We start from the raw sequence: 26,268 nt of genomic DNA on the forward strand, positions 1-26,268 counted from the left end.
ATTTCGAACATGCGTTCTGTTTTTGCGTTTTTCGCACCGCTTATGAAGAAATAAACTCCAAAATAACTCCATTTTACTCTTTATTATTTTGTTGTTCTTCTCTTGCGTACAGGAGATCCAATGCCTGACATACAACACCACTCATGCTCTGATAGTGTCTTTCTGCATACTCAACAAGTCTCTGTTTTTGTTCTGGAGTCACCCGTACTCGTATGTTTTCTTCTTTGCCATCTTTTGGTGTTTTTCTAGCCAAACATATCACTTCCCTTCCACAAGTACAGTTTACTACTGATTACTACAAAATGTCAATCTATTTTTGTTATTTATATATATATTCTCTTGGACTAATCTTGAGCTATCTGGGACTAATTTACTTCTCACTCCTGTAGATCTTTATCTACAATCTCCCAGTAACCATTCTTTGGAGATCCATGTCTTATAAGAATACCATACTCTTTTAACTTCTTAATATTGTTCTCAATATTTCGACTGGCAACCCCAATTTTTTCAGCTAACTTAACTGCTGATAATTGATGATCTTCTGAAAGTAACTTTATAATCTTTTGCTGTGTATCGTTGAGGTCTGTTCTCCACACTACCTCCGATGCTTCTCCGATGTTTTCTTTTCCATTTGTCATCGGAAATGAACTACGGAACAGCTCTACCCGAAACATATTATCGAATTCCTGAAATCTCGGCTTCGAAAGTCCATACTCTTCTGCAGCATTAAGGATTCTTTTTATTCCGCTTCCCCATGCTTCTACAAGTCCCATCTGACTGAATATATTGGCAATGCCTTTATTCCGGATCTTCGAATGACCATTCATGACTTCCTCTTGACACTCCCCACAGCTAAAGCAGGGGGATTCCTGTTTCTTCCACCATTGCATTGGCAAATACCTTACGGTACTGCAATGTCTTACACGGTGTCCACAGGCTATATTTATACTGTTCCCGCATGCCCTGCGGTACAGTTTTCTTATCTTTATGCCGACTGCAGCTGCAGCCCTTTTTTCAAAATATTGATGCCTGCATTCGTATCCCGGTCATGAACTGCATGACACCCGGGGCACTCCCAGATACGAATGCGCAGATTTTTCACCAGCGGATTCCGATAGCCACAGGAACTGCAGGTCTGGCTGCTCGGATACATCGTTGGTACTTTGCGGATTTCATTTCCATACCACACAGCTTTATATTCCAGCATTTCGAAAAACTTTGTCCACGAAACACTGGCTATCGACTTTGCCAGTTTATGGTTCCGGATCATTCCCTTTACATGCAGGTCTTCGATGCAGATGGTTTGGTTTTCACACACCAGCATCGTTGACTGTTTCTGCAGGAAATCATTTCTTTGATTCGTTACTTTTTCATGTACTTTGGCAACTCGAATTCGCTGCTTATCCCGGTTATGGGATCCTTTCTCTCTTCGGGAAAGTCTGCGCTGTTCCCTTACAAGTTTTCGCATCGAGCGTTCCAGATATTTGGGATTCGCTGCTGTATTTCCGTTGCTGTCAGAATAGAACGTTTTGATTCCAACATCAATCCCAATCGTTCCACCCTGATTAGGTCGCGGTTCCGGTTCAAATTCAACATTCAGAACCGCAAAATATTTTCCGGATGGCGTATGCTCAATGGTTACGTGATGAATGTTTCCCACTTCCATTGACTGACGCACTTTCACATATCCAAGCTTCGGAAGTTTGATATATCTTCCCACGATACGAATGTTGTCTTTTTGATTTACCGTTCTGTACGACTGAAAATGGTTATGTTTGCTTTTGAAAGTTGGATGGGACGCCCTTTTTTGAAAAAAGTTTACAAATCCCCGGTCAAGATCCCGCAATGACTGCTGTAATGCGATGGAATCGACTTCTTTCAGAAAAGCAAACTCTTCCTGCTTTTTCAGTTCCGTCAGCATGGCAGAAGTCTGGCCATAGCCGATTTTTTCCCCTTTTTCATAGCCTTCCTTACGCATGGCAAGTCCCCGGTTATAGATGAACCTGCAGCATCCCAGCGTCTGGTGAATGAAGGCTTTCTGTCCTTTATTCGGGTAGATTCTGAATTTGATCCCTTTTTGCATTATCCCATCTTATCCTTTTGTCTCTGCGATGTTTTCTGGTTTTCGATATACTGTTTTACTGCTTCCAGTGGAGCACCACCCACCGTCGATACAAAATAGCTGTTTGTCCAAAGCGTCGGCATCTTAGTTTTAAGATATGGAAATTCCTGTCTTAAAATTCTGGAAGTATAGCCTTTGAAAGATTTTACGGCTTTGTGAATACCAAACTGAGGGTCTACTTCCAGCAGCATATGAACATGATCCGGCATGATTTCCATTTCCAGAATCTCTACAGAAAGATTTGCAGCATACTCTGTGAGCAGTTCCTTCAACCTGGTATCTACACCATTGGTTAATACTTTTCGTCTATATTTAGGACACCATACTACATGGTATTTGCACGAATAGACGACATTGTTGTTTGATTTATATGTTGTATCCATATTTGTATTATACTATATTTTTTTATTTAATACAACCACTATTTTGTCCATCTCAATTACTTGCGTAAATTCGATGGACGCGTCTTATATCCCTATAGCTAAAGCAAGGAGTTTTACGACGCATTGGATAAAACACATCAAAAAAGCAGAACAAAATGTTGAAAGTGAAATGCTCCTTCCTAAATGACAAGTTTTTCTTCTTTCACCTGTCTGTTCAGAAGGGAGCATTTCACTTCACTTTCGTTCTGCTATTTTTCTTTTACAGTTTTGCGCGGAAGAATGCACAGATTTCGTCCCACACTTCCTTCTGGAAGAAATGGAGATCTGCGTGGTCGGCATCCTCGATCGAAAGCAGTGTGACGTCACATCCCGCTTTTTCCAGTTCGTCGTGCAGTTCCTCTCCCTGTCCGAACGGAACAGTATGGTCATCCTCTCCGTGGATGATCAGAAACGGCGGTGCGGCTTTTGTCACGAAGCTGACCGGACAGCATGCGAGTGCTTCTTCCGGATGGCGCATCACGTTTTTGCCCATCAGAAGGGATTCCGGAGATGCCGCACACTGCTCCGGATCACTGTACGGGAATCCGCGGAAATCGGTCGGCGGGTACCACGGGCAGGCGGCCTGTACGGCACTGGAATATTCCAGATTTTCTCCCACATCATAAACGGGATCTGTCGCAAGCGCTGCCATGCAGGTCAGATAACCGCCCGCAGACTCTCCCATCACACCGATGCGGTCCGGATCAATATTGAAGCGATCGGCATGTGCACGCAGATAACGGATTCCTGCTTTCACATCCTGCAGCGGCGCCGGAAATTTTGCCTCATTGCTTGTGCGGTATTCTACCGATGCAACAACGAATCCCTGCTGTGCCAGTACGGACAGATAGGCAAGATGTGCCGAGCGGTCCATCTGGATCCAGGCCCCTCCGCAAATCCATACCACACACGGATATTTTCTGGTGTTATCCCGCGGGTAAATCAAATCCAGCTTCAAATCCTGCACCGTATTTCCAAACCAGGCATCCGCCTGTGCAAATGTAATTCCTGTTGTGACGCAGAATTGTGGTTTTTCTGCTTCTACCTGAATTCTTCTTCTCATGTAATAAAACCCCCATATTTCTGTTTTCCTGACCGTTCGTCGCAGCCTCCGGCCGGAAATCACCTTTTTTGTTTACTTCTCCTCCATTGCCTTTTTGATCGCACCAAGCAGCTCCTCATACGTCTCATACGCCGGAATCTGCGGATAGTCGGCTTTGATTTTGTCGGTCGAGCGGAACAGAAATCCTGCTTTGCTTGCCTGAATCATGCCAAGGTCGTTGTAGGAATCACCGCTTGCGATTGTCTCAAATCCGATGGACTGCAGTGCTTTTACAGTCGTAAGCTTCGACTGCTCAACTCTCATCTTAAATCCTGTGATCTCTCCGTCGTCTGCGACTTCCAGAGAATTGCAGAACAGGGTCGGATAGCCGAGCTTTTTCATCAGCGGTGCGGCAAACTCCGTGAAGGTGTCGCTGATCAGGATCACCTGGGAGAAGGTGCGCAGCTCGTCGAGGAACTCTCTTGCGCCCGGCAGCGGGTCGATCTTTTCAATCGTAGCCTGAATTTCTTTCAGTCCAAGGCCGTGCTCTTTTAAGATTCCAAGTCTCCATCTCATCAGTTTATCGTAATCCGGCTCGTCACGTGTCGTTTTTTTAAGTTCCGGGATTCCGCTTGCCTCCGCAAATGCGATCCAGATCTCCGGTACCAGTACTCCTTCTACGTCCAGGCATGTAATATACATTGTTATGATCCCCTTTCCTGCGCTGCCCGCCTTGTTTGCCGACGGGGTTTTGTTTTTTTTCACAGCATCACTTTACCACACTATATCATAGAATCCATATCACTGCAAATTAAAATCACGTTTTATTTTTTTATACGTATATATCTCTCTAAAATTACATTCTTTTTACAAAATCGTTGTTTTTTACAAATTCATATATTTATTTATATGTTTTTTGACTATTGATTTATTTTTCATATATTTATATAATAATTACAAGCATTTTTATTAATTTTCTATTTTATCATCCATATTAACGAACGAATTTACTTTTCAGATAGTGCACTAATCTAAGGATAAATAAAAAACTAAAACCATCCAACAATACTTATGAAAGGAGACCACTCATCATGAAAAAATTAAAAACATGTCTTGCATTTTTTATTTGTTGTATTCTGTCCTTAAATATGGTAATTTGCAATGTAAAGGCAGATAATAATGTTGTTCTATCTAACAAAGCATATCTATTAAAAACCGGAATGCCACAAAAGGAAATAGAAAAGCTGGATGATGACGTCATGCAGTTCATTGTGGATGACTTAAAAAGTGGAGGTAAACATTTTGAATATATTAATTCAAATATCGAAAATCAAATATCGATACTCAGTAGCGAAACTTTAACCGGTATTTCCTTTACTGCATCAGCTTTTAAAAATGCATCAACCATTTATATCTATCCAACATACGAGTTTACTTCTAATAAACAACCTCGCGGAAAAGACAGTTTTTCTTTTCAATTAGGCGCTGCTATGAGACCGTATGAATATGGTGGAAAATTATGGTACAAAGATAATACTATGAACGATTGGAAAGTCGGTGGAACTCTTACTGCAAATAATCAGCAATTATCTGGTGCTGAATTTTCAGGGAGTCAACTAGGAACACCCGACTATGCCATGAAGCTTAAAGGTGTTACATACTGTCACGCTACTGCAGGTAATAGCAGTGATAAAAGAATTGTAATGGGATACTTATATAATCCCCAGAAAACCGGCTACAGTATCTCTTTTTCCTACAACGGTGGTGGAATTAGCTACTCTCCATCAGGAACAGCCTATACTGCATATAAAACAATGAACCTAAGTTATTAAACTTTCATTCACCACATACAAGTACATTTAATTTCTAATTACTCTTTCAAAGTAACAATTTGCCTATCCAGAAGCACAAATTTCTCTGATAGGCAAATTGTGTTTAAGGTATTTTCAAGTAATTTAAGTAAAATCATGAGCAAGTCGCCATTACTCGTAGAAAAACGGGCAGATTATGAATGTTTTAGGAATTGCAGGAACAAAAAGTACAGAACAACCATTCAAAAAAACTTTTAAATCCGGCATCAACTGAATAAAGCCATAAATAAGAGGTAACTCATTATGAAAAAAATCAAATTTTTATTTTTCACCCTGTTATTCTGTTTTTCTGTTCCAGTCAAAGCAGACACTGCATTCGAAAATGACGATACGGTATTGTGCTCTTTTTTAAAAGAAAACGTACCAGAAAATGCTTCGCCAATAGAATCCAGTTTAGAAAACGAGTATCGAAAAACTTCTTCCAAACCTATCGATTTCTATTTTTTTAAACGATCTGAAAAGACAAAAAGTTTCCAAGATCTGTATGCCGCAAATGTACTCACCTATCAGGAAAAATCAGATCGTTCTTTGTTATATCAGACAGTTTTCGATTTTCAAAATATAACCCAGGTAAGAACTGCGAAAGAAGACTTTATCCGTCTGGAGACAGATCCACTGATGTATCTTTTTGAATTAGAAAAAGCAGAATTGTGGACTCGGAACAGCACGGAAGAACCCTGGACGCTGGAACGGAAAATCACAACGCCTGGAAACCCAGATTTTTATCTTCCTTATAGCCAGTTTTCTTCTGATAAAAAATATTTTCGAATTCTGGCATCTTTTTCCTGGAGCCCGAGCCCTGCTGAGGAAAGCGAAGTTTCTTCGCCAGAATATCATTGCATTTATACCTCTGTGTATCCGGTATATCAGATTCCGGTGAAAGTACTCGTTTTGATATGCGGAGGCGCAGCTTTCTTCTTTCTCTACCGGAGACACAAAAAAAATCATATCTCCCAAAAAGATGTTCCGTAAGCTGCGCCTTTTCAACATGTTTTCGTCACTGTTCAGAGCCAACTTCCAAAATGCTACGCATCTCATCGGTGTGGCTTTATCTGCTTTTCATCGCATCCCGAATCCGCTCCAGTGCCTCGGTCAGGGTTGCGCGCGGGCAGGCGATGTTGATCCGCTGGAAGCCGCGACCGCAGTCTCCGAAGATCTTGCCGCTGTCGAGCCACAGCTTCGCCTTGTTGATGATCAGGTCTTCCAGTTCGTCGACAGAAAGCCCCGTCTCGCGGAAATCGAGCCATACGAGATATGTTCCCTCCAGGTCGATCATCTTCACGCCCGGAATCTGCTCCTCCACATACTGCCTTGTAAATTCTGCATTTGCCTTCACATAGGAAAGCATTGCCTCATACCACTCCTCGCCCTTATTATATGCCGTCTCGCATGCCACCAGACCCATCACACCAAGCTGGCTCGTTCCGGCTGCATCGAGCTGTTTCCGGAATTTCGCACGGAGTTCCGGGTTGGCGATAAAGATGTTTGACATCATCATACTTGCCAGATTGAATGTCTTACTCGGCGCGGTGCAGGTGATCGTGATGTCCTCGTACTCTTTTTTGATCGCAGCAAACACCTGATGCTCGCCCTTAAAAATGAAATCTCCATGGATCTCATCACTTACAACGGTCACGCCGTACTGCACGCAGAGATCGCCGATCGCCGTCAGCTCCTCTTTCGTCCAGACTCTTCCGACCGGGTTGTGCGGATTGCAGAGGAAAAAGAGCTTCACGTTTTCAGCTTTCAGCTTCTCCTCGAAATCCGCCACATCCATGTGATAGCGGTTATCATTGCCGAGCACCAGCGTGCTGCTGACAACTCTTCTGCCGTTATCCGCAATGACTTCCGAAAATGGATAGTAAACCGGTGACTGGATCAGCACGGCATCCCCAGGCGCGGTGTAAGCTTTGACTGCCATCGCAAGTGCAAATACAACGCCCGGCGTTTTGATCAGCCATTCTTCTTTCGGCTCCCAGTTGTGATGGCGTTTCATCCATCCCGCAACGGCCTCAAAATACGGAGTCTGCGCATCGCTGTAGCCGTAAATGCCCATTTTCGCACGCTCTACCAGCGCATCCTCGATGTAGGAGGATGTCTCAAAGTCCATGTCCGCCACCCACAGCGGCAGCACGTCGGCTGGCATACCGCGTTTTACTGCGAAGTCATATTTTAAACAGTCTGTATTTTTTCGGTTGATGATTCTGTCAAAATCAAGATTTCTTTCCGTCATTTTTCTCTTCCTCAATTTCTGCAAAAACCTTCTCAAGCTCGCCGATCAGGTCCTCGATATTTTCAATTCCAACAGAGAAGCGAAGGGTGCTCTCCGTAATTCCGTTCCGCTCACGGATTTCCTTCGGCACATCGGCATGTGTCTGCGTCGTCGGATACGTAACGAGTGTCTCCACGCCGCCGAGGCTCTCTGCGAAACGGATCATTCTTACCTTTTCCAGAATGGCAAGGGCAAACTCTTTGCTCTCGAGCTGGATTGTCAGCATGGCACCGAAGCCTCTTGCCTGTTTTTTCATAATCTCATGGCCCGGGTGATCCGGCAGTCCCGGATAAATCACTCTTGTGACTGCTTTCTGCTGCTGCAGCCATGCGGCAATCTGTTCTGCATTCTCCTGGGAGCGTTCCATGCGGATGCCAAGCGTCTTCATGCCGCGCAGTACCAGCCAGCAGTCAAACGGAGCAAGGCCTGCACCTGTTGTCTTGATCAGGAAACGCAGTTTTTCCTGAATATCTTCGCGGTTCGTCACGATAAAGCCTGCCAGTGTATCGTTGTGGCCACTCAGGTATTTCGTGCCGCTGTGAATCACAACGTCCGCACCGAGATCGAGCGGATTCTGAAAATACGGGGACATAAAGGTGTTGTCCACAATCAGAATCAGGTTGTGGCGTTTTGCAATATCCGCCATCTTTCGGATGTCGGTTACGTTCATCATCGGGTTCGTCGGAGTTTCGATGTAGATTGCTTTTGTATTTTCTTTCACATAACTCTCCACGTCATCACGGCAGCAGTCGATGCTGGAAAACTCGACGCCGTTTTTCTCGTTGACGTTGTGGAACAGACGAATGCTTCCGCCGTACAGATCGGAATCCGCAATGATGTGGTCGCCCTGGCGGAACATTTCCATCAGAAGAGAGATCGCTGCCATGCCGGAGCTTAATGCAAACGCATCAATTCCGTTTTCCAGTGCAGCCACCATCTTCTCCAAATGCTCTCTGGTCGGGTTCTGCAGTCTGCTGTAATCAAATCCGGTGCTCTGTCCTACGCCCGGATGCGCATACGTTGCGGTCTGATAAATCGGGTAGCTGAGTGCGCCGTAGTGGCTACACTGTCCTTCGTCTTCTTCTAAATGGATACATTTTGTGTCAATTCCTCTTGCCATATGAATAATCTCCTGTTATTTCGTAATTTTTCTTTCTATACTAATCTGATAGGTTTTGTAACGTAACCTATCATAACAGAAAATGCGGCGTTTGTATATTCCCTTTTTTCTTTGACTTGTTATAAGTTTTTCCTATAACTATCGTAAAAAAACGCCGCCAGAAGATTTTTTCTCCCGGCGGCCGCCTCTTGCATCCATATTTTAAATAAGTTCCGCACAGATCGGATAATGATCAGAAAGGCACACACCGTCCTTCTGCTCCGTCCATTTTTCCACCTTTTTCAGTTCCCAGTCCCCTTTGAGAATGATGTAGTCAATCGAGCACTGCGGATCATTCGGATCATCGCGATGATAGTTGTGGAAGGTAATGCCGATTCCTTCCGTCGCATTCACAAGACCGGCAGTTTCCCTCAGCGGTTTCATCTCTTCGCTGTCCGGCTCGGCATTGAAGTCGCCGCTAAGAATCACCGGCACATCGGCAAATGCTTTCTCTGCTCTCAGATGTGCGAGAATCTGCTCCAGGCCAAGCTTTCTCGCCCCGGCGCACTCGTGATCCAGATGGGTGTTGATGACGCGGAACACTTTTCCGGTCTCCATATCCTCAAATACCACATCCGTCGCAGTACGCGGGCACATACTCTGTACCGGATAGCGGGATCCCGGCACGTACGGTGTCGGTGACAGCCAGAAGGTTTCCAGGCTCACACTCTGAAAACGTTCTTTCCGATAGGCAATGATCATTGCCTCACCGGTCAGATCCTTTTCTCTTCCACATCCGGCAATGTAATATTCCGTCAGATTTTCCTTCAGCCAGGCAGCCACATGCGGCAGTACCTCCTGAAAACCGATGATATCCGGCTTTTCCTGTCTGATTTTTTCCAGAATCAGCGGTCTGCGGTAGATAAAATTATTGGCTCCATCCTGGCCAAAATCACAGCGAATATTAAATGTTACAAATTTCATGGTAAAATCCCTCTTTTCATTTGTTTTCCTAACCCTTATTTTTGCTGGAAAGCGCTGTGCTTTCTCTTCTTTTTCTTCGTATTCACACGGCGCAGACACGCATAGCGCAGCTTCAGCCGCATTTTCCAGCTGCAGCCCGGTACCGGCTCCATCAGCTTTTCCAGAAAATGGTTCAGCGTACGTTCCTCATAAGGAGACAGCAGAATCTCACCGTAGATATGTTTCTCGATCAGATGGCAGACACGCGTATATTCGCCTGGCTCGACCGCCGGAAATCTGCGGGCGAGTTCTGCATCGGTTGCTGCTGTTTCTTTGCCGCCTGTCCAAGGCAGATGATCCGCGCCGCCTCCGCCGCAATCACAAGCAGCGTCAGCAGAATCAGAAGCACGCCAAGCAGCCCGAGAAGAAACAGCGAAACACTGCGCAGTACCGGAAGAACGGCTTCGCCTGCCTTGCTCTTTCGGTTTTCCACACCGGTAATCTGCTCCGCCGACAGCGAATTGTTCTCCAGCACCACATTCTTCTGGACAGAATCTGGACTTCCGACCATTTTCTGAAGAGATGCAACATTATACAGGAACAGTTTGTTTTTTAGGTATTTTCTTTCACTTGTTTTTCTGTTGCTCCTTCCTCCATTTTTTGCTCTGCCTTAACTTCTAAAGACCATCCCAGAAAAACGCAAGTATTTTTAGTATTCCAGATACGCCCCTTTCATCGGGCTTGCTGCGTGGAGGCTGAAAAGACGGAGTACGCCTTTTTTGTATTTCGGCTCGCGCGGTTTCCAGTTCCGGCGGCGTTCTTTTAAGATCGCATCAATTTCTTCCATGGACTTGCGTTCTCCTGCGATTCCGATGATGTTAAGTTTTCGTTCCTTCACATCAATCTCAATCAAATCCCCTTCCTCGACGAGTGCGATCGGGCCGCCGTCTACAGCTTCGGGACTGCAGTGGCCGATGACCGGGCCGGTGGAGGCGCCGGAGAAACGGCCGTCGGTGATAAGCGCGATGCTCTTTCCAAGCTCTTTGTCGCTGCTGATTGCCTCGGAAGTATAGAACATCTCCGGCATACCGCTGCCTTTCGGGCCTTCGTAGCGGATGAAGACGGCGTCGCCTTTCTGAACCTTATGTTTCAGCACGGCATCGAGGCACTCCTCCTCGCTGTCGAACGGTCGGGCACGGAGGACGGCGTGGAACATTTCTTTCGGGCAGGCCGTGTGCTTGATGACGGCTCCCTCCGGCGCAAGGTTTCCGCGCAGAACAGCGATGCTGCCGTCCGTTCCGATCGCCTTGTCATACGGGCGGATAATATCTTCTTTTGTAATCGAAGTTCCATACCGCTCATTAAATTTTGCGAGCCATCCGCTGCACTTCTCATAAAATCCATTTTCACGAAGCTCCGCCAGATTTTCACCCAGTGTCTTTCCGGTCACTGTCATCACATCGAGATGCAGATGATCTTTGATTTCTTCCATAATCGCCGGAACGCCGCCCGCATAATAGAAGCACTCTGCCGGCCATCTTCCCGCCGGGCGGACATCGAGCAGATACCGCGCGTTGCGGTGCAGACGATCGAATGTGTCGCCGGTAATCTCGATGCCGAACTCATGCGCAATGGCCGGGATGTGCAGCAGGCAGTTTGTGCTTCCCGAAATTGCCGCGTGGACAAGAATCGCATTCTCAAAACTCTCTTTCGTCACAAGATCGCTTGGCCGCATATGCTCCATCTGTGCCAGTTTTACCGCCTGGCTGCCTGCCTCCTGTGCATATGCCAGAAGATCCGGGCTTGTCGCCGGCATCAGAGCGCTTCCAGGCAGGGCGAGGCCGAGTGCCTCCGCCATGATCTGCATCGTGGATGCCGTTCCGATAAACGAACAGGCACCGCAGCTCGGGCAGGCATTGCATTTCGCCCAGTCGAGCTTCTCCTCGTCGATCTCACCGCGCTCAAATTTTGCGCTGTACATGCCAAGCTGCTCCAGTGTCAGCATCTCCGGTCCCGCATTCATCGTTCCGCCCGGCACAACAACCGCCGGAATATCGACACGCGCAAGGCCGATCAGATTGCCCGGCATACCCTTGTCGCAGCTCGACAGATAGACGCCGCCGTCAAACGGTGTCGCATTCGCGTGGATCTCGATCATATTGGCGATCATCTCGCGGCTCGCAAGACTGTAGTTGATGCCGTCCGTTCCCTGGCTCTCGCCGTCACAGATGTCGGTGCAGAAATACCGCGCCCCGAAGCCCCCCGCTTCCGCAACGCCTTTCCGCACTTCCTCGACCAGCAGATTTAAGTGGCCGCTTCCCGGGTGGCTGTCCCCGTACGTACTCTCCACCATAATCTGCGGTTTTTCAAGATCCTCTTTTTTCCATCCTGTTCCAATCCGGAGCGGATCCATCTCCGGTGCAAGTTTCCGCATTTCCTGACTCTTCAGCATTTCCTTCTCCTCCCGCTGTTTTTTAGGTATTAAAAATACTCTTTCTGCTTTTCACTATAGCAATCCCTGTATTTGATTGCAAGACAAAAAAGCTGCAGTCTGCAGGGATTCCCCACAGACCGCAGCCTCTCTGAACAGCTCACAGATTTCTCTGTTTTCTGTTTGCCTGCTTCCGCAGATAATTTCCAATGCTTGTAAAACTAAGCAGCGTCACAATCAGAAAAACACCCGGGATCAGAATGATCCACCATGCCTTTGTCATCAACGCTTTTTCCGAAAGTGACAGCATGCTGCCCCAGGAAATCACCTCCAGCGGAAGACCGATTCCCATAAAACTCAGTGTGGATTCTGCTACAATCGCACTTCGGATGTTCATAACCACCATAAACATAATAGACGAAAAAAAGTTCGGTGCCAGATGGTGCCATAAAATATAGAAAAAACTGCCTCCCATACAGCGCGACGCAATCACGTATTCACTGTTCCGGATCTGCCGTACTTCGGTCCGCACAACCTTTGTAATGCTTGTCCAGCTTGTCATTCCGATCACGGCAGAAATCGTAATCACATTGGATTTTCCCGCAGCGGCCAGAAGAAAAATGACAAGAAGAAGATTCGGCACCGACAAAAAGATCTCGGTCAGCCGCATCAGAAGTGCGTCCAGCCACGCCGGTGCACATCCGCTGACTGCGCCGAAGAGAACGGCAATCACAGTGGAAATCAGCGTAGAAAGCAGACCGATCGCCAGCGATATTCTGCCGCCGTACCAGATCATCGAGAAAATATCTCTTCCCATCGTATCGGTTCCAAACAGAAATTCCCGGCACGGCATGACGGAACAGTTTTTCAGATCCATATATGAGGGATCCTTCGTCATGATCTGCCGACAGAAAAGGCAGCCCAGCACAAGAAGACCCAGAAAAAGCCCTGCTGCCACCGGCCGGTCCTGATACCATTTTTTCTTTTTTTCTGCTTCTGTTTTTTCTGCAGGCCTCTCTCCTGCAAATTGAAATAATTGTGTTTTTTCTGTCACAGCATCATTACCTCCGATGTTTCTGCCGCTTCTTTCTCCCGCATCCGCGGATCAATTCTCTCGTTGATGATCTGTGCCGCCATATTGCATAGAATCACAACGATTCCGGACATCAGGCAAAGCAGCATCAGAAGATTGTAATCTTTGTACCGTGCGCTCTCATACGCCAGCGTTCCGATACCGGGATACGAGAAAACCGTTTCTACAATATAGGTTCCCCCCAGCACATGCGGAACAGAAATGGCCATGATGCCAAGATACGACGGAATCGTATTCCGCAGGCAATGCCGGAACAGAACCGTCTTTCGTTTCAGCCCCTTGGCTCTTGCCAGAAGCACATACTCTTCCCGCACTTCATCCAGAATTTTATTGCGGATCATGTATGCGTAATACCACAAATGACTCAGCACTACGACCGTCATCGGCAGGATCAGATGACAGACACGGTCAGAAAAATCTGCCTGTTTTCCAACAGAGTAGGCACCGGAACTCGGCAGCCATTTGAGCTGCATGGAAAAAACAAGAATCAGAAGCAGCGACAGCCAGAATTCCGGAATACATCCCGTGATGGTTCCCACCTTACAGATGATGCGGTCCAGCCATGTATCTTCCTTCCATGCACAGAGAATTCCAAGAAGCAGCGCGAGGGTGAAAATCAGCAGAAACCCAATGCCGCCAAGCACCAGCGTATTTCCAATTCTTCCCTCGATCACGCGCGTTACATCCATTTTATATTTGTACGAAATTCCGAAATCCCCCTGCAGCGCATTGCCTGCCCAGCGGATATACTGTACGGAAATGGGATCCTTCAGTCCCAATTTTTCTTCGGCCCACACTCTTTCTTCGGGCGTCATTTTTTCCACGCGGTCTCCGTAATATGATACCAGCGGATCTCCCGGCGCAAGCCTTGAAATATAAAATACGAGCACAGACAGCAGCAGAACACTTGCCAGAAATGCCGCTGCTTTTTTTCCATAGTAAAGCACTCTGTTCCGGCTTTTCATCCTGCATCGCCTCCCTCCATCAGCACAAAATGATCTTTTTCCACTTCCCGCAGTGTTCCCGTCCGGGGAAATTCTGTATTGGAAAAATCCGGTACAGCTCGCGCTCTTTCCCTTCGCGGATCCGGAATCGGAATGACCGCGATCAGTGCTTTCGTATACGGATGCAGCGGATTTTCAAACACGGCTCGCGCCGGGCCGGTCTCCACCAGTTTTCCATGGTACATCACACCTACTCTGTCACACAGAAATTCGACCATATCCAGATCATGCGCAATAAACAGGAACGAAAAACCGTGCTCCTTCTGCAGATGACGGAACAGATTCACAATCTGTGCCTGTATCGACGCGTCCAGCGATGCAATCGGTTCATCCGCCACCAGAAGCTCCGGCTCCATCGTCAGTGCCCGTGCAATCGCAACGCGCTGCCGCTGTCCGCCGGACAATTCTCCCGGATATTTTTTCAGATATTCCGGATCCAGCCCCACGTATTTCATCTGGAATCTGGCTTCCTCCTCATAGCTTCCCCGCAGCGGCCGGATTTTCTGCACGCGCATCGGCTCCTCAATAATGTCGCGGACCTTCATCTTCTGATTCAGACTGGAACCGGAATCCTGAAAAATCATCTGGCGTGTCGTCTGCAGCATTTTTTTATTTTTCCGGAACTGGCCTCTGTCGCAGGTATCAATCCCTTTATAATAAATCTGGCCGGCATATGGCTGATAAATATTCATCACACAGCGTGCAGCGGTAGATTTTCCGGAACCGGATTCTCCTACCAGTCCAAAAATTTCTCCTCTTCGAATCTGAAACGATACATCATCGACTGCCTTGACTGCTGTTTTCCGGGACAGTGGAAAAATATGGGTCAGATGACGCACATCCAGCAAAATCTCATGTTCCATCTGTGTTTCCTCCTATCGGCGGCACAACCTTCGGTGCTCTCTCATCCAGCAGCCATGTTGCCGCATAATGGCTGTCTGTGACCCGGAACATCGGCGGCTCCTCCTCAAAATCAATTTCCAGCGCATAAGCATTGCGGCTGGCAAAGGCATCGCCCTTTGGCGGATGGAGAAGAGACGGCGGCATTCCCGGGATAGACGGCAGGCTTTCTTTTCCCCTCGAAAACGCCGGTATGGAACGCAGCAGTCCCCACGTATACGGATGACGGGGATCATAGAAAATCTCATCCACGGTTCCAATCTCTACTATTTTTCCCGCATACATGACCGCTACCCGGTCTGCGATCCGCGCTACAACGCCAAGGTCATGTGTGACAAAGACCGTCGCCGTTCCCAGTTTTTTCTGAATTTCCCGAAGCAGGTCCAGAATCTGTGCCTGAATCGTCACATCCAGCGCTGTCGTCGGCTCATCAGCAAACAGAATTTCCGGATTGCCCGCCAGCGCAATCGCCAGTACGACCCGCTGCCGCATTCCGCCGGAAAAGTGATACGGATATGCCTTTTTCCGCTCTTCTGCCTGCTCGATTCCCACCAGCTGCATCAGTTCTGTCACTCTCTGTTCCACTTCTTCTTTTCCCATGTCTTTCTGATGCGCCCGCACTGCCTCTGCAATCTGCGCTCCGACTGTCATCGTCGGATTTAAGGAAGTCATCGGATTCTGGAAAACCATCGAGAACAGTTTTCCCCGCAGTTCCCGCATTCTTCTCTCCCCGTATCCTGCAATTTCTTCTCCATTGACCAGAATTTTTCCGTTTTTGATCTTTGCATTCTCCGGCAGCAGCTTCATAATGCTTTTGCAGAGCACACTTTTTCCGCAGCCTGACTCGCCTACAACAGCGAGCACCTCACCTGCATTCAGGGAAAAGCTGACATCGCGGACCGCCTGTACTTCCCCCTCATCCGTAAAAAAGCTGACGGAAAGATGTTCCACTTTTAATCGTTCCTTCATTCCGTTTTTCTCCTGTACAGACAAAAAGGGGGTAAACATACCCCCTTCGTCTGCTTTTTTATTTATTCTGTCATTGTCCAGTCCTGAATATTCCAGAAAATACCAACGCCGTGGTGGCCCAGCACCGTGTCTTTGGAAATGCCCTGAATACCGGAATCTGCCACATAATTTGCATCAATATAACAGATGAATGCATAGGCCGGATCTTCTGCCAGTTCTTCCTGGAATTTTCCGTAATATTCTTTCCGCACTTCCGGATCGTCACTCTGACGGGCAAGAGACAGATACTCATCTACTTTTTCATTGGAATAGCTCGAATAATTCGCCCCTTTGTCCGTGCCGAAAACCTTATATGTATGATCGTCCGCATCGAACGGGCTTCCCCAGCCGATCAGGCACGCCATCTGTCCGCCCCAGTCCATCTGTGCCGGAATTTCTACGGTACAGTTGATTCCGGTTTCCCGGAGCTGCTGTGCTGCTGCCTGGGCAATATCAATGCGGTCCTGCTCACCGGACATCACGCTGATGACAAAACCGATTTCTTCGCCGTCCCGCTCATAGAAACCATCGCTGTTTCTGGTGCATCCGGCCGCTTCCAGAATTTCCTGTGCTTTTTCCGGATTGTAATCATAATGTTCTACGTTTTCGTTATTGTAAATGTTCCGCTGCAGCGGACTGTATGCCGCCATTCCCTCGCCAAGAAGCACAGAATCGATAATGGCCTGGCGGTCAATCGAATAACAGACGGCCGGAATGATGTCCCTGTTTTTCGTCCAGTAATCATTCGCAAAGTTAAATAAGATTCCGCGGTAATCTGCCGTTGTCATGTCGTAGCAGGTAAAACCGTCTTTTTCTTTGAAATTCTGCGCATTTTTCGGGTCAAGCAGCGCCAGATCCAGTTCGCCGGATTCCAGCTGCATCGCCTGTGCATTATCATCTGGTACAATTTTGAAAATGACCTTGTCAATCTTTGGTGCCCCAAGGTAATAATCTTCATTTTTTACCAGAACAATCGACTGGCCTTCGTCCCAGCTCTCCAGTTTATACGGGCCGGTTCCAACCGGTGCACGGAAGAAATCCGATTCCTGCATATTTTCACCTTCCAGCAGGTGCTTCGGCAGGATGGCCATCGTCATGTATTCCAGGAAAGCCACGTTCGGCTCGGAAAGGCGGAAGGAAACGGTGCTGTCATCTATAACTGTAATCTCTTCTACATCCTCATAATTTGGTGCATTTTCAGATCCGTTTTCCGGATCCATGATCGCTTCGATGGTGAATTTCACATCGTCCGCCGTAAATTTTTCTCCATCATGCCATTGGATGCCGTCCCGGATATGAAAGGTGTAGGTGCAGGTTTCTGCATCGTACTCCCATTTTTCTGCCAGACCCGGAACAATGTTGTCATCCGCATCGTGTGCGGTCAGTCCGTTGAACAGCAGCAGATTAATTTCACCGTGCTCATCCATCGCCGGATTAATCCTGGTATAATCAGCAGAACCGTAAACCAGGGTCGTCTCTTCCTCCCCTGTCTGGCCGGAAGAAGCTTCCGTCTCTGTTTTCGACAAATCTGTACTGTTGCTGTTTTTCCCGCTGTCCTGACCGCATGCCGCAAGGGATGCTGCAAGAGACACCATCAGCATCAAAGATAATATTTTCTTTTTCATCCTTTTCCTCCCATTTTCAGACCGTTTTTACCCGGACTGACCGCTTTTTTGCTTTGTACTCCCATGATCTGCGCGCCTGATCCATGTACTGTTCGTTCATTATATTTGATATTTCAGGCTCTCACAAGCCGGGTGGGGGGATATTTTTTTCTTTTCTCGTAAAGTTAATCGTCTCATGCAGAGGGAACTGCTCCACATGCCAACATAAAACATGACCTTGATCAGGGGACTCTTCCTCTGCATCAAGGTCATGTTTCTTTTCCTATGATTTTAAAATTTTACAGCATATTGATAACAAATCCAGCCAGCATCGTGGACAGAACCGTAATAACCGTAATTCCTCCCACGACATACGGCACGTTTAAGGTATCTTCGATAAACGCTTTCTCCTCCGGTGTCTCTCCGACCGCATCGCCGACCTCGCGGCAGATGACCACGTTGCTCGGGAATCCGAGGAACTGCTCGACACCGATGCCGACTGCCAGGTCTTTGTCGCCCACGAGTTTCCAGGTCGGAAGAACCCAGCCAACCAGTGCAACACCGATCAGCGCTGCGGCGAACAGAACGATTGTCTGGAATGCCATGGTACCGAGATCACTTAAGGAAACCTTCGCCAGAGACGGGATGATGGAGCCAAAGACAGCAACCATCATAAGGCCGTAGGAATTCGATTTCTGCAGCGGTTTTGTCGGAACGAGTCCGGAAGCGGCACAGACAACACCGAGAAGCAGCGCCCAGATGCTGTAGTTGATCGGAGTCAGATCGCCAAGGATGTGGGCAACCCAGGAACCGGCTGCAACGAGCGCCATCATGACGTTGGCAGAATACCATTCTTTGTGTTTATCTGCAAAGGAAACTTTTGCGGAAGCACCGTTTCCGGTCTCCTGCTTTTTAAACTGCGCCGGATTCTCGCGATATGCTTTCAGCAGTTTTTTTCCGTAACGGATACCCATGGCAGATGCGATCGGCGCACCGACGAATTTCTGTACGGAATAGATGACTGCACAGAGCGCTGCCGCCGTTGCCAGTCCTTTTTCTGCTGCGGCGCTTGCCATCAGCGAAGTTGCCATTGCCGCACCGTTGATAACCGGCATGCCGACGAGCACAGTGTCAAATCCGATGATCGGGGATACCAGAAGCATCACAAGGCAGGACGCCAGCATACAGAGTGCCGCCATTAATACGGTTCTCCACTCCTCGATCAGCTGTTTCACGTTCAGGGTAGTACCCATGTTGAACAGTACCATCGCAATTGCCAGTTTTGATAACGCCGTAAGGCCTCCCTGATCGATGATGTCCGCCGGGATCAGTTTCGTCAGAAAGCCTACCAGGAACAGGAGCATGACGACCATCATTCCGGACAGCTTTCCTTTTGTAATTTTACCGACAATGTCGCCGAGTGCAAACACGATCAGAACAATCATGAAGCTGGAGAACATTGCGTTGTTTGTTAAAATCTCAGCCATTTCTTTTTCTCCCTTGCTCTTTTTAATTTGAAATTATACATAATTTTCTTTTATTTTGCAAGTTTTATCCAGTTTTTATTTTATATTTTGCATATTTATGCAATCCTTCCAATTATCCGCGCCACAAGCTCTCCGGCATGATAGAAGTCATCGAGATGCAGATATTCTTCGGTCGAATGATTCTTGAAATATCCTGTTGCGATACCGACACAGGTGATTCCCTTCTGATTGAAAATATTGCCGTCCATACCGCCGCCTCCGCCGTTGATCTGCGGTTCGATTCCCATCTCTTTCAGGGATTCCGTGACGATCTGAATCATCTCGGAATCCTCCGGGATGAAGAACGGCAGGAAGGTGTTTTCTCTTTTAAATTCCACACGCGCACCGCGCTTTTCTGCGATTTCACGGCAGTGCGACTGGAAATACGCTTCATAGCGGTCGAGTTTTTCTCCCGACCGGCTCCGCATCTCTCCGCGCAGGATTGCGTGGTCGCAGACAACGTTCATTGCCTCGCATGTTTTGGACCAGAGGTGAGAAAAGTTCGACGTTGTATTTTCATCCAGTCTTCCCGTCTCCATCGTTGCGAGCATTTCCGCCATAATTTTTGCCGCATCAATGCCTTTCTCCGGCTCATTTCCCGCATGGGCTGCCTTGCCGAAAACCTGTGCTTCCAGAAGGGCACGGCCCGGCGCACCATTTACAATTCGGCCGATGCGTCCCGGGGAGTCGAGCACATACATCGTTTTTGATGTCAGCAGGCTTACATCGAATGCTTTCGCACCGTACAGACCGGCCTCCTCGCCGACCGTAAAGAGGATCTCCAGTTTCGGAAGCGCCTTCCCGGATTCAATCGCCTGACGCACGCCCTCTAAAATGGCTGCCACACCGGACAGATCATCCGCCGCCAGAATCGTGTCGCCCGAAGAACGAAGGATTCCATCCTCCTCCACCGGTTTGATTCCAATGCCGCCCGGCACACGGTCCATATGGGAACAGAAACAGACAACACCGTCCCGCTCTCCTTCCCGAACCGCCAGAATATTGCCGCACATGCCGCCAAACGTAGCCCCGGCCTCATCCCGCGTAATCGCAAATCCCATCTGCTCCAGTTTTTTCACCAGATGCTCTGCAATCTCCGTCTCCTGACCGCTCGACACATCAATCCGCATCAATTCGGTCAGTTCATCTAACATACGTTGATTTTTCATTTCTTTTCCACTCTCCATTCTTGAAAAAAATTTTCAAAAACAATTCTTCTACATCTTACCATTTGCCTTTCGTCCTTAATAGGTGTAAAATTATGCCATAATTCATTTTTATGTCTTTAATTCTCGGAAAGGAATTTTATATATGAAAATCGGCGTAACAGGTTCTGACCATATCTGCGACAGGATTCAGAAAACGCTGGAGAAGCGCATGCCGGACCTTGAAGTGGTCTACCGGCGTTCCAACGATTACCGGTACGGTCTGGAAGCGGCTGCCCAGTTTCAGAAAGGGAAAGTATCCGGCATTATTTTTACTGGGCCGACCAACTATCACTATGCTTTAAAGCGGCTGGAGCCAAACGTTCCCTGGACCTTTCTTCCGCACAATCAGGCTTCCATCTTAAAAGCGCTGGCGGAATCTGCTGTCCGTTATTCCTGCGTGCCGGATGTCATCAGTATCGATATGTATGAGGAACAGCTTGTGCAGGAAACGCTGGAAGAGATCGGCATTTCCAATGGCCGCGTCCTTGTGGCACACGGCTCTTCTCCCGATCAGGGCGATTTTCAGGATGCCCTCACGGATTTTCACCGTTACAACTATTTTCACAACGGGGCAAAAATCTGCTTTACCAACATGGAAAAAACGTATGAGGCACTGTCGGCAGAAGGCATTCCCTGCATCCGCATCTCGGTTTCCGAGGATGTAATTCTGGAACAGGTTTATCATCTTCAGTTTCTGGAAAATACGGCGCAGAAGAACCGCGGGCAGAGTGCTTCCGTGCAGATCTATTTTGATTATTCCTTTGATCAGGAGACGGATCTTTCGCTCCGGGAATGGGAGAAGATTCATTATCAGAATGAGATGCGCGAGCTGATCTACTCTGCCGCCCACCGCATGGGGGCTGCTGCGTTCTCCGAGGGCGCTTCTATTTTTTATATCATGTCATCCCGTCCGGTTCTGATGCGGGAATTTATTCAGAACGGGGAATATCAGAAGATTCTGTTTCACGGACAGCAGACGCCGCACAACCGGCTGTGGATCGGCATCGGCTACGGTGATACTCCCATGGAGGCGAAATCCCGCGCGGCGATGGCGCTCAACCACTCGATCGCGGACCGCTCCGGCGCGAACTATATTGCGGAGGATGAGCATCAGTTTACCGAAATTAAGATCAATGACCCGACCGATCACACGGCGTATCTTCTGCACCGGCTTCACATCAGCAGCAGTACGTATGAAAAACTGAAAGAGATTCTGCGGTCACATGATCAGGTAATCACTTCCGCACAGCTCGCTGCAGATATGGGGATCACGGAGCGGAGCGCCAACCGGCTGATTCTGCGGCTGGAACAGGAAAACTGTGTGACCACGATCGGCAAAATCAGCGGCGGCAGGGGACGGCCGGCACGGATTATGAAAATCACTTTATAAAACATAAGAAATGGAGAATGTTTATGGATAAAAGAACGGAACAGGCATTTGCCTATCTTGAGAAAAACGAACACAGTATGATGGAGCTGCTGAAAAATCTTGTCTCCATTGAAACGCCTTCTGCTGACCGCGAGGCGAATGAGCGGATTGCGGCGCATCTTGATACGTACTGTGATGCGCTTGGTATGGAGCGGGAGATTCATCATTTTGAGAAGGCCGGTCCGACGTTTGCGGCATGGACTCGGCCGCAGGAGAAGAAGCCGATTCTTCTGCTCGGACATATGGATACGGTGCATGCGGTCGGAAAATTTGGGCCGGAACCGTTTCTTGTGAAGGATGACCGCGTGTACGGCCCTGGCGTTTATGATATGAAGGGCGGCGATGTCATTGCGCTGTTTGCGCTCCGCGCGCTGAATGCTGTCGGATATGAAGACCGCCAGATCAAGCTGGTTCTCACTGGTGACGAGGAAGTTGCCCACGCGTTTTCCCACGGCGAGGCCGGAAAGCTTGTCGAACAATATGCCAGCGGCTGTGAGGCGGCGTTTAATCTGGAATCGAGTTATACCAACGGTGAAGTGACTACGAGAAGAAGCGGCGGCGCGATCATCCGCGTAAAAGTAAAAGGAAAAGCTGCTCATGCCGGAAAGGAACCGCAGAAAGGCGCGAGTGCGGTTCTGCAGGCGGCACGCATGATTACAGAGATTGAAAGCCGCTCCGTTTTCGGCTATCTTTCCTTCAATTGTGGCCGCATTTCGGGCGGAACCGGTGCTAACGTTATCCCGGATTCCTGTGAGTTTTCCATCGGCATCCGCTATGCGGCAAATGCTCAGTATGAGGAAGCCATCGCTTTCTTAAAAAATCTCTGCGAACACGTCACCGTTCCGGGCACAAGCTGCACGATGGAACAGAACGGCTACTACCCAGCCATGGAAATGGTCGACGGCGCTGACCGCCTCCTCTCCCTCTACCAGGAAAGCTGTAAACTCCTCGGCGAACCAATCCCGCAGGGCATCCAGCAGAGCGGCTGCTCCGACACTTCCTTCGTCACCCGCATCGGAATCCCCGCCCTCTGCAGCCTCGGCATCCAGGGCTCAGGCGCACATTCACTTGATGAGTATGCAATTCCGTCGTCGCTGCTGACACAGTGTAAAAAGCTGGTAGCTACGATTTTGGCAATGTAAACTGCTCTGCGGTTCTTGACAAATAATGTACTATATTTAACATAAAAAAAGAAACGGGGTTTTTGTCCGGTAAGCTCATCAGGAGCCGAGGGAGTTGCTCGTTTCTTTTTTTGTTATCCTATTTTCTTTACCCTATCACATCCGTAACCGCATTCACCGCTTTCGCCACAAAGCTGATCGTCTTTTCATTGAACACTTCCCCGTCTTTTGCGATCGAAACGTGTGCGAGTCCGATCTCATCTTTCTCGCTCGCTTCGGTACTGCCCATGAGGGTTGTCCATTTGATCTGGACATCGTCGGCGGTGATGGCGTGGTCGCATGTTACGATGTACTGTGCTTCATCGAACAGCGGCGAATTGGATTCCGCATAGACGATGATGTCGTTGTTTTTTTCCTGATAGACGCGCACGGTATAATTTACCAGGTCTTTTTCATCCGTAATATAGTCCTTGTTCGGCGATACGGTTTCTTCGCAGATCAGGCTTGCATCTTTTGGAATTGTATTGTTCTCTTTCTTTTTTGTCATTCCGATCATCAGCATACAGTTGCAGAGTGCTGCGATCAGAACTGCAAGCAGCAGGATTTTTATTCTATGTTTCATTGTTTTCTCTTCCTTTTCCCATGTCATAGTTTGTCACTGATGTTTCATTTCCATTATACATGATTCCCCCAAAATAAGAAACGCAAAAATGCATCCGCCCCCGTAAAACCTTTTTGAAAAAATTTCTCAATGAAAAAGTTTTCTATTTTGTTCCAAATATGTTATGCTATACTGTCTGTTAGGCAATTCTAACTCGATGTACTCTCGTAATAAAGGAGGAACTGCATGCCTTTAAATTTAACCGATTTCAATCAGTTTTACGTCATCAATAAAATCTGCGGCCAGGAAAAACAGCGCCATTATCTGGAGTCGCTGGGGTTTGTTCCCGGGGCCAGGATTTCGATTCTAAAGAAAAAATTTTTACGCTTCTCAATAACAGAAGCGAAGAAAAGCAGTACGCCTTTCTGATGACGGATGTCGACAATTTTCATCTGATCAACGATTACTGGGGTTATGAGATGGGTACGAACATTCTGAATTTCATCCTGAAAAAGCTGGAACTCTTTCCGCAGACACTCTTTGTGAACCGCTATCACTCCGATATCTTTGTCGGCATTATCGATATCACCGGGCAGGATCCGGCCGTGGTGCGGGAAAAGATTTCCGCCTATCACAAGCAGGCGATCCGCGAAGTGCTGGAATCGTACCCGCTGAATTACATGACGCTGAACACTGGCGTCTATTATCTGAATGACACGGACACACCAGCGGAGGAAGTCATCTCTCATGCCAACATTGCGCGGCGGCGTGCGAAGGAAACTTCCACCTGCGTCTTCGAATACAACGCCGAGCTTTCCAGCACGGAACAGAAGCGCGCGGAGACCATTCATTCCTTCCAGAATGCCCTTGCGAAAAAAGAATTTCAGATTTATTTCCAGCCGAAAATCAGCGGAAAAACGCAGGAAATTGCAAGCGCCGAGGTGCTGGTACGCTGGCTGCGCGAGGACGGCACGCTCTGGTTCCCGGACAGCTTTCTGCCGATTCTGGAGGAGACCGGAGAGATTGAGTCGCTCGACTATTATGTGTATAATGCTGCTTTCCAGTGGCTCGCTGACCGCCGGGAAAACGGACTTCCGCTGCTGCCGCTCTCGCTGAATGTGTCGCCGATTCATTTCCGCAAGATCGATACGTTCACACAGCGGATCACACAGCTGCTCGATCATTATCAGATTCCTTCGAAGTACCTGGTTTTTGAGATCACAGAAACAACGTACATTCATAACATTGATGCCGTCAACCAGATGATCCGCTTTTTCCACGACCGGGATATCCGCATTTCCATGGACGATTTTGGGTCTGGATATTCGTCCTTAAATTCGCTGAAGGATATTCTGTTTGATGAAGTTAAAATTGACAAACATTTCCTCTCGGCGGGCCTCTCCGAAAAAGGAAAAATTGTGCTGGAAGAGATGTTCCATCTTTTAAAACGCACAGACAAATGGATTGTCTGCGAGGGTGTGGAGACGAAAGAGATGGTAGATTTTCTGATCGCCGAAGGATGCGACGAGCTGCAGGGATTCTATTATTATAAACCGATGGAACAGAAAAAATTTGAAGAGCTGATCGCTTGACAAAGTCCGAATTCTATACTATGGTTATCTTACCCGGTAGTTACTACCGAGTGAACCTCACATGACTAAAGTCACGTGCTTCCGGCCGCTTTAGGCGGCAGACCAAATATCGGCGGATACGCCTGTTACTTAGATTTTGCACAGATATGTGCTTCTTCCATGCCGGATACGGCAGGTTTCCACATAACAGGTAATCCACTGCATATCTGCCTGTGTTTATGCTGCTTTACGCAGTTCCATTTCTGAAATCAGTTCTCTCAGATCTGCATAAACACATGAGGTTCTACGCTTTACTGCAGGAACTTTTGCCTCCAGCAAAGACCTTTCCGTTTCCGGCAAGGGTTTTAAAATTTCACGGATAAAATATCTCGCTCCGATATTATACGATGCTGACAAATCACAGTTGTATCTTTTTCCAGTCTGAAACGTACACAGACGATGATCCCGTATATCACGGTCAATCTCTCCTGATCCATCAAAGGCAAGCCTGCTCGTGTTCCAGGCACAGATTCGGGAAATTCGGATTTTCTTTCTATGTGCCTGCTGTCCGCACCGTTTCTGGATATCACGTTTTCTCCACATCTGCAGTTTCTGCTTTTTCTTCCCGGAAAGTTTTCCTTTCATTTCCAGATATTCGAAAACAATCACATCTGCCTTCTTTTCTGATGCATAAAAAATGATTTCCTTTGCAATTTTTCTGCCAAGCTCTGTATTCAGACGTTTTGCATATGCCCATCTTCCCTGCGCCTGACGCGATCCATGTTCCCGCTGAAATCTTCGGATCCGCCCCAGCACACGGTACATCCGGTCTTTGTCACTGGAAAAGTTAATAAACTTTCTCCCCAGGATAGTTCCGTCTGGACGCATGATGGTACAGACTGCATCCATATTGATGCCGAGATCCACACTGCAGATCGTTTGTTCTTTGACAGGTGTCCGGTTTAAAGATACCTCTTCCGC

At 47.8% G+C, this 26,268-nt stretch carries 25 protein-coding genes and 1 pseudogene; 6 read left to right on the top strand and 20 right to left on the bottom strand.

Annotated elements, in window-relative coordinates:
• Positions 1–73: 73 nt before the first annotated feature.
• From DWZ44_RS12945 to thrH, 6 genes are all read right to left on the bottom strand, one after another.
• Positions 74–253: a hypothetical protein gene (locus DWZ44_RS12945; RefSeq protein ID WP_028086473.1), complete on the bottom strand. Its 180-nt coding sequence runs from the start codon at positions 251–253 to the stop codon at positions 74–76.
• A gap of 124 nt (positions 254–377) precedes the next feature.
• On the bottom strand, positions 378–827 hold the full coding sequence (locus DWZ44_RS18735; protein WP_243002083.1) for an ATP-binding protein: 450 nt from the start codon (positions 825–827) through the stop codon (positions 378–380).
• A 158-nt stretch (positions 828–985) separates the two neighbouring features.
• A complete protein-coding gene (gene tnpB / locus DWZ44_RS12960; RefSeq protein WP_117805022.1) occupies positions 986–2,083 on the bottom strand; it encodes an IS200/IS605 family element RNA-guided endonuclease TnpB in 1,098 nt (365 codons plus the stop codon).
• The gene (gene tnpA / locus DWZ44_RS12965) at positions 2,083–2,505 is read right to left on the bottom strand and encodes an IS200/IS605 family transposase (RefSeq protein ID WP_117805023.1); all 423 of its coding nucleotides are present in this window, start codon (positions 2,503–2,505) and stop codon (positions 2,083–2,085) included. Before tnpA ends, tnpB begins: the two co-directional genes overlap by 1 nt.
• Before the next feature lie 259 nt (positions 2,506–2,764).
• Positions 2,765–3,607: an alpha/beta hydrolase gene (locus DWZ44_RS12970; RefSeq protein ID WP_117805024.1), complete on the bottom strand. Its 843-nt coding sequence runs from the start codon at positions 3,605–3,607 to the stop codon at positions 2,765–2,767.
• Positions 3,608–3,679: 72 nt separating this feature from the next.
• Positions 3,680–4,288, bottom strand: a complete 609-nt coding sequence (gene thrH / locus DWZ44_RS12975) for a bifunctional phosphoserine phosphatase/homoserine phosphotransferase ThrH (protein ID WP_117805025.1) — start codon at positions 4,286–4,288, stop codon at positions 3,680–3,682.
• A gap of 389 nt (positions 4,289–4,677) precedes the next feature.
• On the opposite strand from thrH, the gene DWZ44_RS12980 reads away from it, so the two are divergent.
• Together DWZ44_RS12980 and DWZ44_RS12985 are read left to right on the top strand one after the other, a co-directional pair.
• Positions 4,678–5,418 (top strand): hypothetical protein, encoded by a 741-nt coding sequence (locus tag DWZ44_RS12980; protein ID WP_022462533.1) that lies wholly within the window; start codon positions 4,678–4,680, stop codon positions 5,416–5,418.
• 282 nt (positions 5,419–5,700) lie between these two features.
• Positions 5,701–6,429 (top strand): hypothetical protein, encoded by a 729-nt coding sequence (locus DWZ44_RS12985; protein WP_022462534.1) that lies wholly within the window; start codon positions 5,701–5,703, stop codon positions 6,427–6,429.
• A 76-nt stretch (positions 6,430–6,505) separates the two neighbouring features.
• Here DWZ44_RS12985 and DWZ44_RS12990 read toward each other — a convergent pair whose 3' ends face one another.
• The 12 genes from DWZ44_RS12990 to DWZ44_RS13045 all read right to left on the bottom strand — a co-directional run bounded on the left by DWZ44_RS12990 (position 6,506) and on the right by DWZ44_RS13045 (position 20,526).
• Positions 6,506–7,690, bottom strand: coding sequence for a MalY/PatB family protein (locus DWZ44_RS12990; RefSeq protein WP_022462535.1), 1,185 nt, complete (start codon positions 7,688–7,690; stop codon positions 6,506–6,508).
• Complete coding sequence (locus DWZ44_RS12995; protein WP_022462536.1) at positions 7,671–8,849, bottom strand: trans-sulfuration enzyme family protein; 1,179 nt, start codon at positions 8,847–8,849, stop codon at positions 7,671–7,673. The genes DWZ44_RS12990 and DWZ44_RS12995 overlap by 20 nt, the downstream gene beginning before the upstream one ends.
• A 201-nt stretch (positions 8,850–9,050) precedes the next feature.
• Positions 9,051–9,812, bottom strand: coding sequence for an endonuclease/exonuclease/phosphatase family protein (locus DWZ44_RS13000; RefSeq protein WP_022462537.1), 762 nt, complete (start codon positions 9,810–9,812; stop codon positions 9,051–9,053).
• A gap of 229 nt (positions 9,813–10,041) precedes the next feature.
• On the bottom strand, positions 10,042–10,326 hold the full coding sequence (locus DWZ44_RS13005; RefSeq protein ID WP_147342031.1) for a hypothetical protein: 285 nt from the start codon (positions 10,324–10,326) through the stop codon (positions 10,042–10,044).
• Between the two features lie 174 nt (positions 10,327–10,500).
• A complete protein-coding gene (gene ilvD, locus DWZ44_RS13010) occupies positions 10,501–12,243 on the bottom strand; it encodes a dihydroxy-acid dehydratase (protein ID WP_055227858.1) in 1,743 nt (580 codons plus the stop codon).
• Positions 12,244–12,382: 139 nt separating this feature from the next.
• On the bottom strand, positions 12,383–13,276 hold the full coding sequence (locus DWZ44_RS13015) for an ABC transporter permease (RefSeq protein WP_117510964.1): 894 nt from the start codon (positions 13,274–13,276) through the stop codon (positions 12,383–12,385).
• Positions 13,273–14,280 (bottom strand): ABC transporter permease, encoded by a 1,008-nt coding sequence (locus tag DWZ44_RS13020; protein ID WP_117805026.1) that lies wholly within the window; start codon positions 14,278–14,280, stop codon positions 13,273–13,275. Before DWZ44_RS13020 ends, DWZ44_RS13015 begins: the two co-directional genes overlap by 4 nt.
• Positions 14,277–15,182, bottom strand: coding sequence for an ATP-binding cassette domain-containing protein (locus tag DWZ44_RS13025; protein ID WP_117805027.1), 906 nt, complete (start codon positions 15,180–15,182; stop codon positions 14,277–14,279). Before DWZ44_RS13025 ends, DWZ44_RS13020 begins: the two co-directional genes overlap by 4 nt.
• Positions 15,172–16,188: an ABC transporter ATP-binding protein gene (locus DWZ44_RS13030; RefSeq protein ID WP_117805028.1), complete on the bottom strand. Its 1,017-nt coding sequence runs from the start codon at positions 16,186–16,188 to the stop codon at positions 15,172–15,174. The genes DWZ44_RS13025 and DWZ44_RS13030 overlap by 11 nt, the downstream gene beginning before the upstream one ends.
• Positions 16,189–16,250: 62 nt before the next feature.
• Entirely contained in the window at positions 16,251–17,852 is a 1,602-nt protein-coding gene (locus tag DWZ44_RS13035; RefSeq protein ID WP_172680809.1) for an ABC transporter substrate-binding protein, read from the bottom strand.
• A gap of 278 nt (positions 17,853–18,130) precedes the next feature.
• Positions 18,131–19,318: a hypothetical protein gene (locus tag DWZ44_RS13040; protein WP_117805029.1), complete on the bottom strand. Its 1,188-nt coding sequence runs from the start codon at positions 19,316–19,318 to the stop codon at positions 18,131–18,133.
• Positions 19,319–19,413: 95 nt separating this feature from the next.
• The gene (locus DWZ44_RS13045) at positions 19,414–20,526 is read right to left on the bottom strand and encodes a M20/M25/M40 family metallo-hydrolase (protein WP_117805038.1); all 1,113 of its coding nucleotides are present in this window, start codon (positions 20,524–20,526) and stop codon (positions 19,414–19,416) included.
• Between the two features lie 142 nt (positions 20,527–20,668).
• Between DWZ44_RS13045 and DWZ44_RS13050 the strand changes: the two genes are divergently transcribed.
• Positions 20,669–21,955, top strand: coding sequence for a hypothetical protein (locus tag DWZ44_RS13050; RefSeq protein WP_022461442.1), 1,287 nt, complete (start codon positions 20,669–20,671; stop codon positions 21,953–21,955).
• 23 nt (positions 21,956–21,978) lie between these two features.
• A complete protein-coding gene (locus tag DWZ44_RS13055) occupies positions 21,979–23,136 on the top strand; it encodes a M20/M25/M40 family metallo-hydrolase (protein ID WP_158565101.1) in 1,158 nt (385 codons plus the stop codon).
• A gap of 127 nt (positions 23,137–23,263) precedes the next feature.
• Here DWZ44_RS13055 and DWZ44_RS13060 read toward each other — a convergent pair whose 3' ends face one another.
• Complete coding sequence (locus DWZ44_RS13060) at positions 23,264–23,737, bottom strand: hypothetical protein (protein ID WP_117805031.1); 474 nt, start codon at positions 23,735–23,737, stop codon at positions 23,264–23,266.
• A 225-nt stretch (positions 23,738–23,962) separates the two neighbouring features.
• Between DWZ44_RS13060 and DWZ44_RS13065 the strand changes: the two genes are divergently transcribed.
• Positions 23,963–24,145, top strand: a complete 183-nt coding sequence (locus DWZ44_RS13065; protein ID WP_055268169.1) for a FeoA family protein — start codon at positions 23,963–23,965, stop codon at positions 24,143–24,145.
• Complete coding sequence (locus tag DWZ44_RS13070) at positions 24,145–25,308, top strand: GGDEF domain-containing phosphodiesterase (RefSeq protein ID WP_117805032.1); 1,164 nt, start codon at positions 24,145–24,147, stop codon at positions 25,306–25,308. The genes DWZ44_RS13065 and DWZ44_RS13070 overlap by 1 nt, the downstream gene beginning before the upstream one ends.
• 216 nt (positions 25,309–25,524) lie before the next feature.
• Here DWZ44_RS13070 and DWZ44_RS18740 read toward each other — a convergent pair.
• Positions 25,525–26,268, bottom strand: a pseudogene (locus DWZ44_RS18740) (IS200/IS605 family accessory protein TnpB-related protein); the annotation flags it as partial.

The organism is Blautia sp. AF32-4BH (assembly GCF_003460565.1).
GTDB classification, from domain to species: Bacteria; Bacillota; Clostridia; order Lachnospirales; family Lachnospiraceae; genus Fusicatenibacter; species Fusicatenibacter saccharivorans.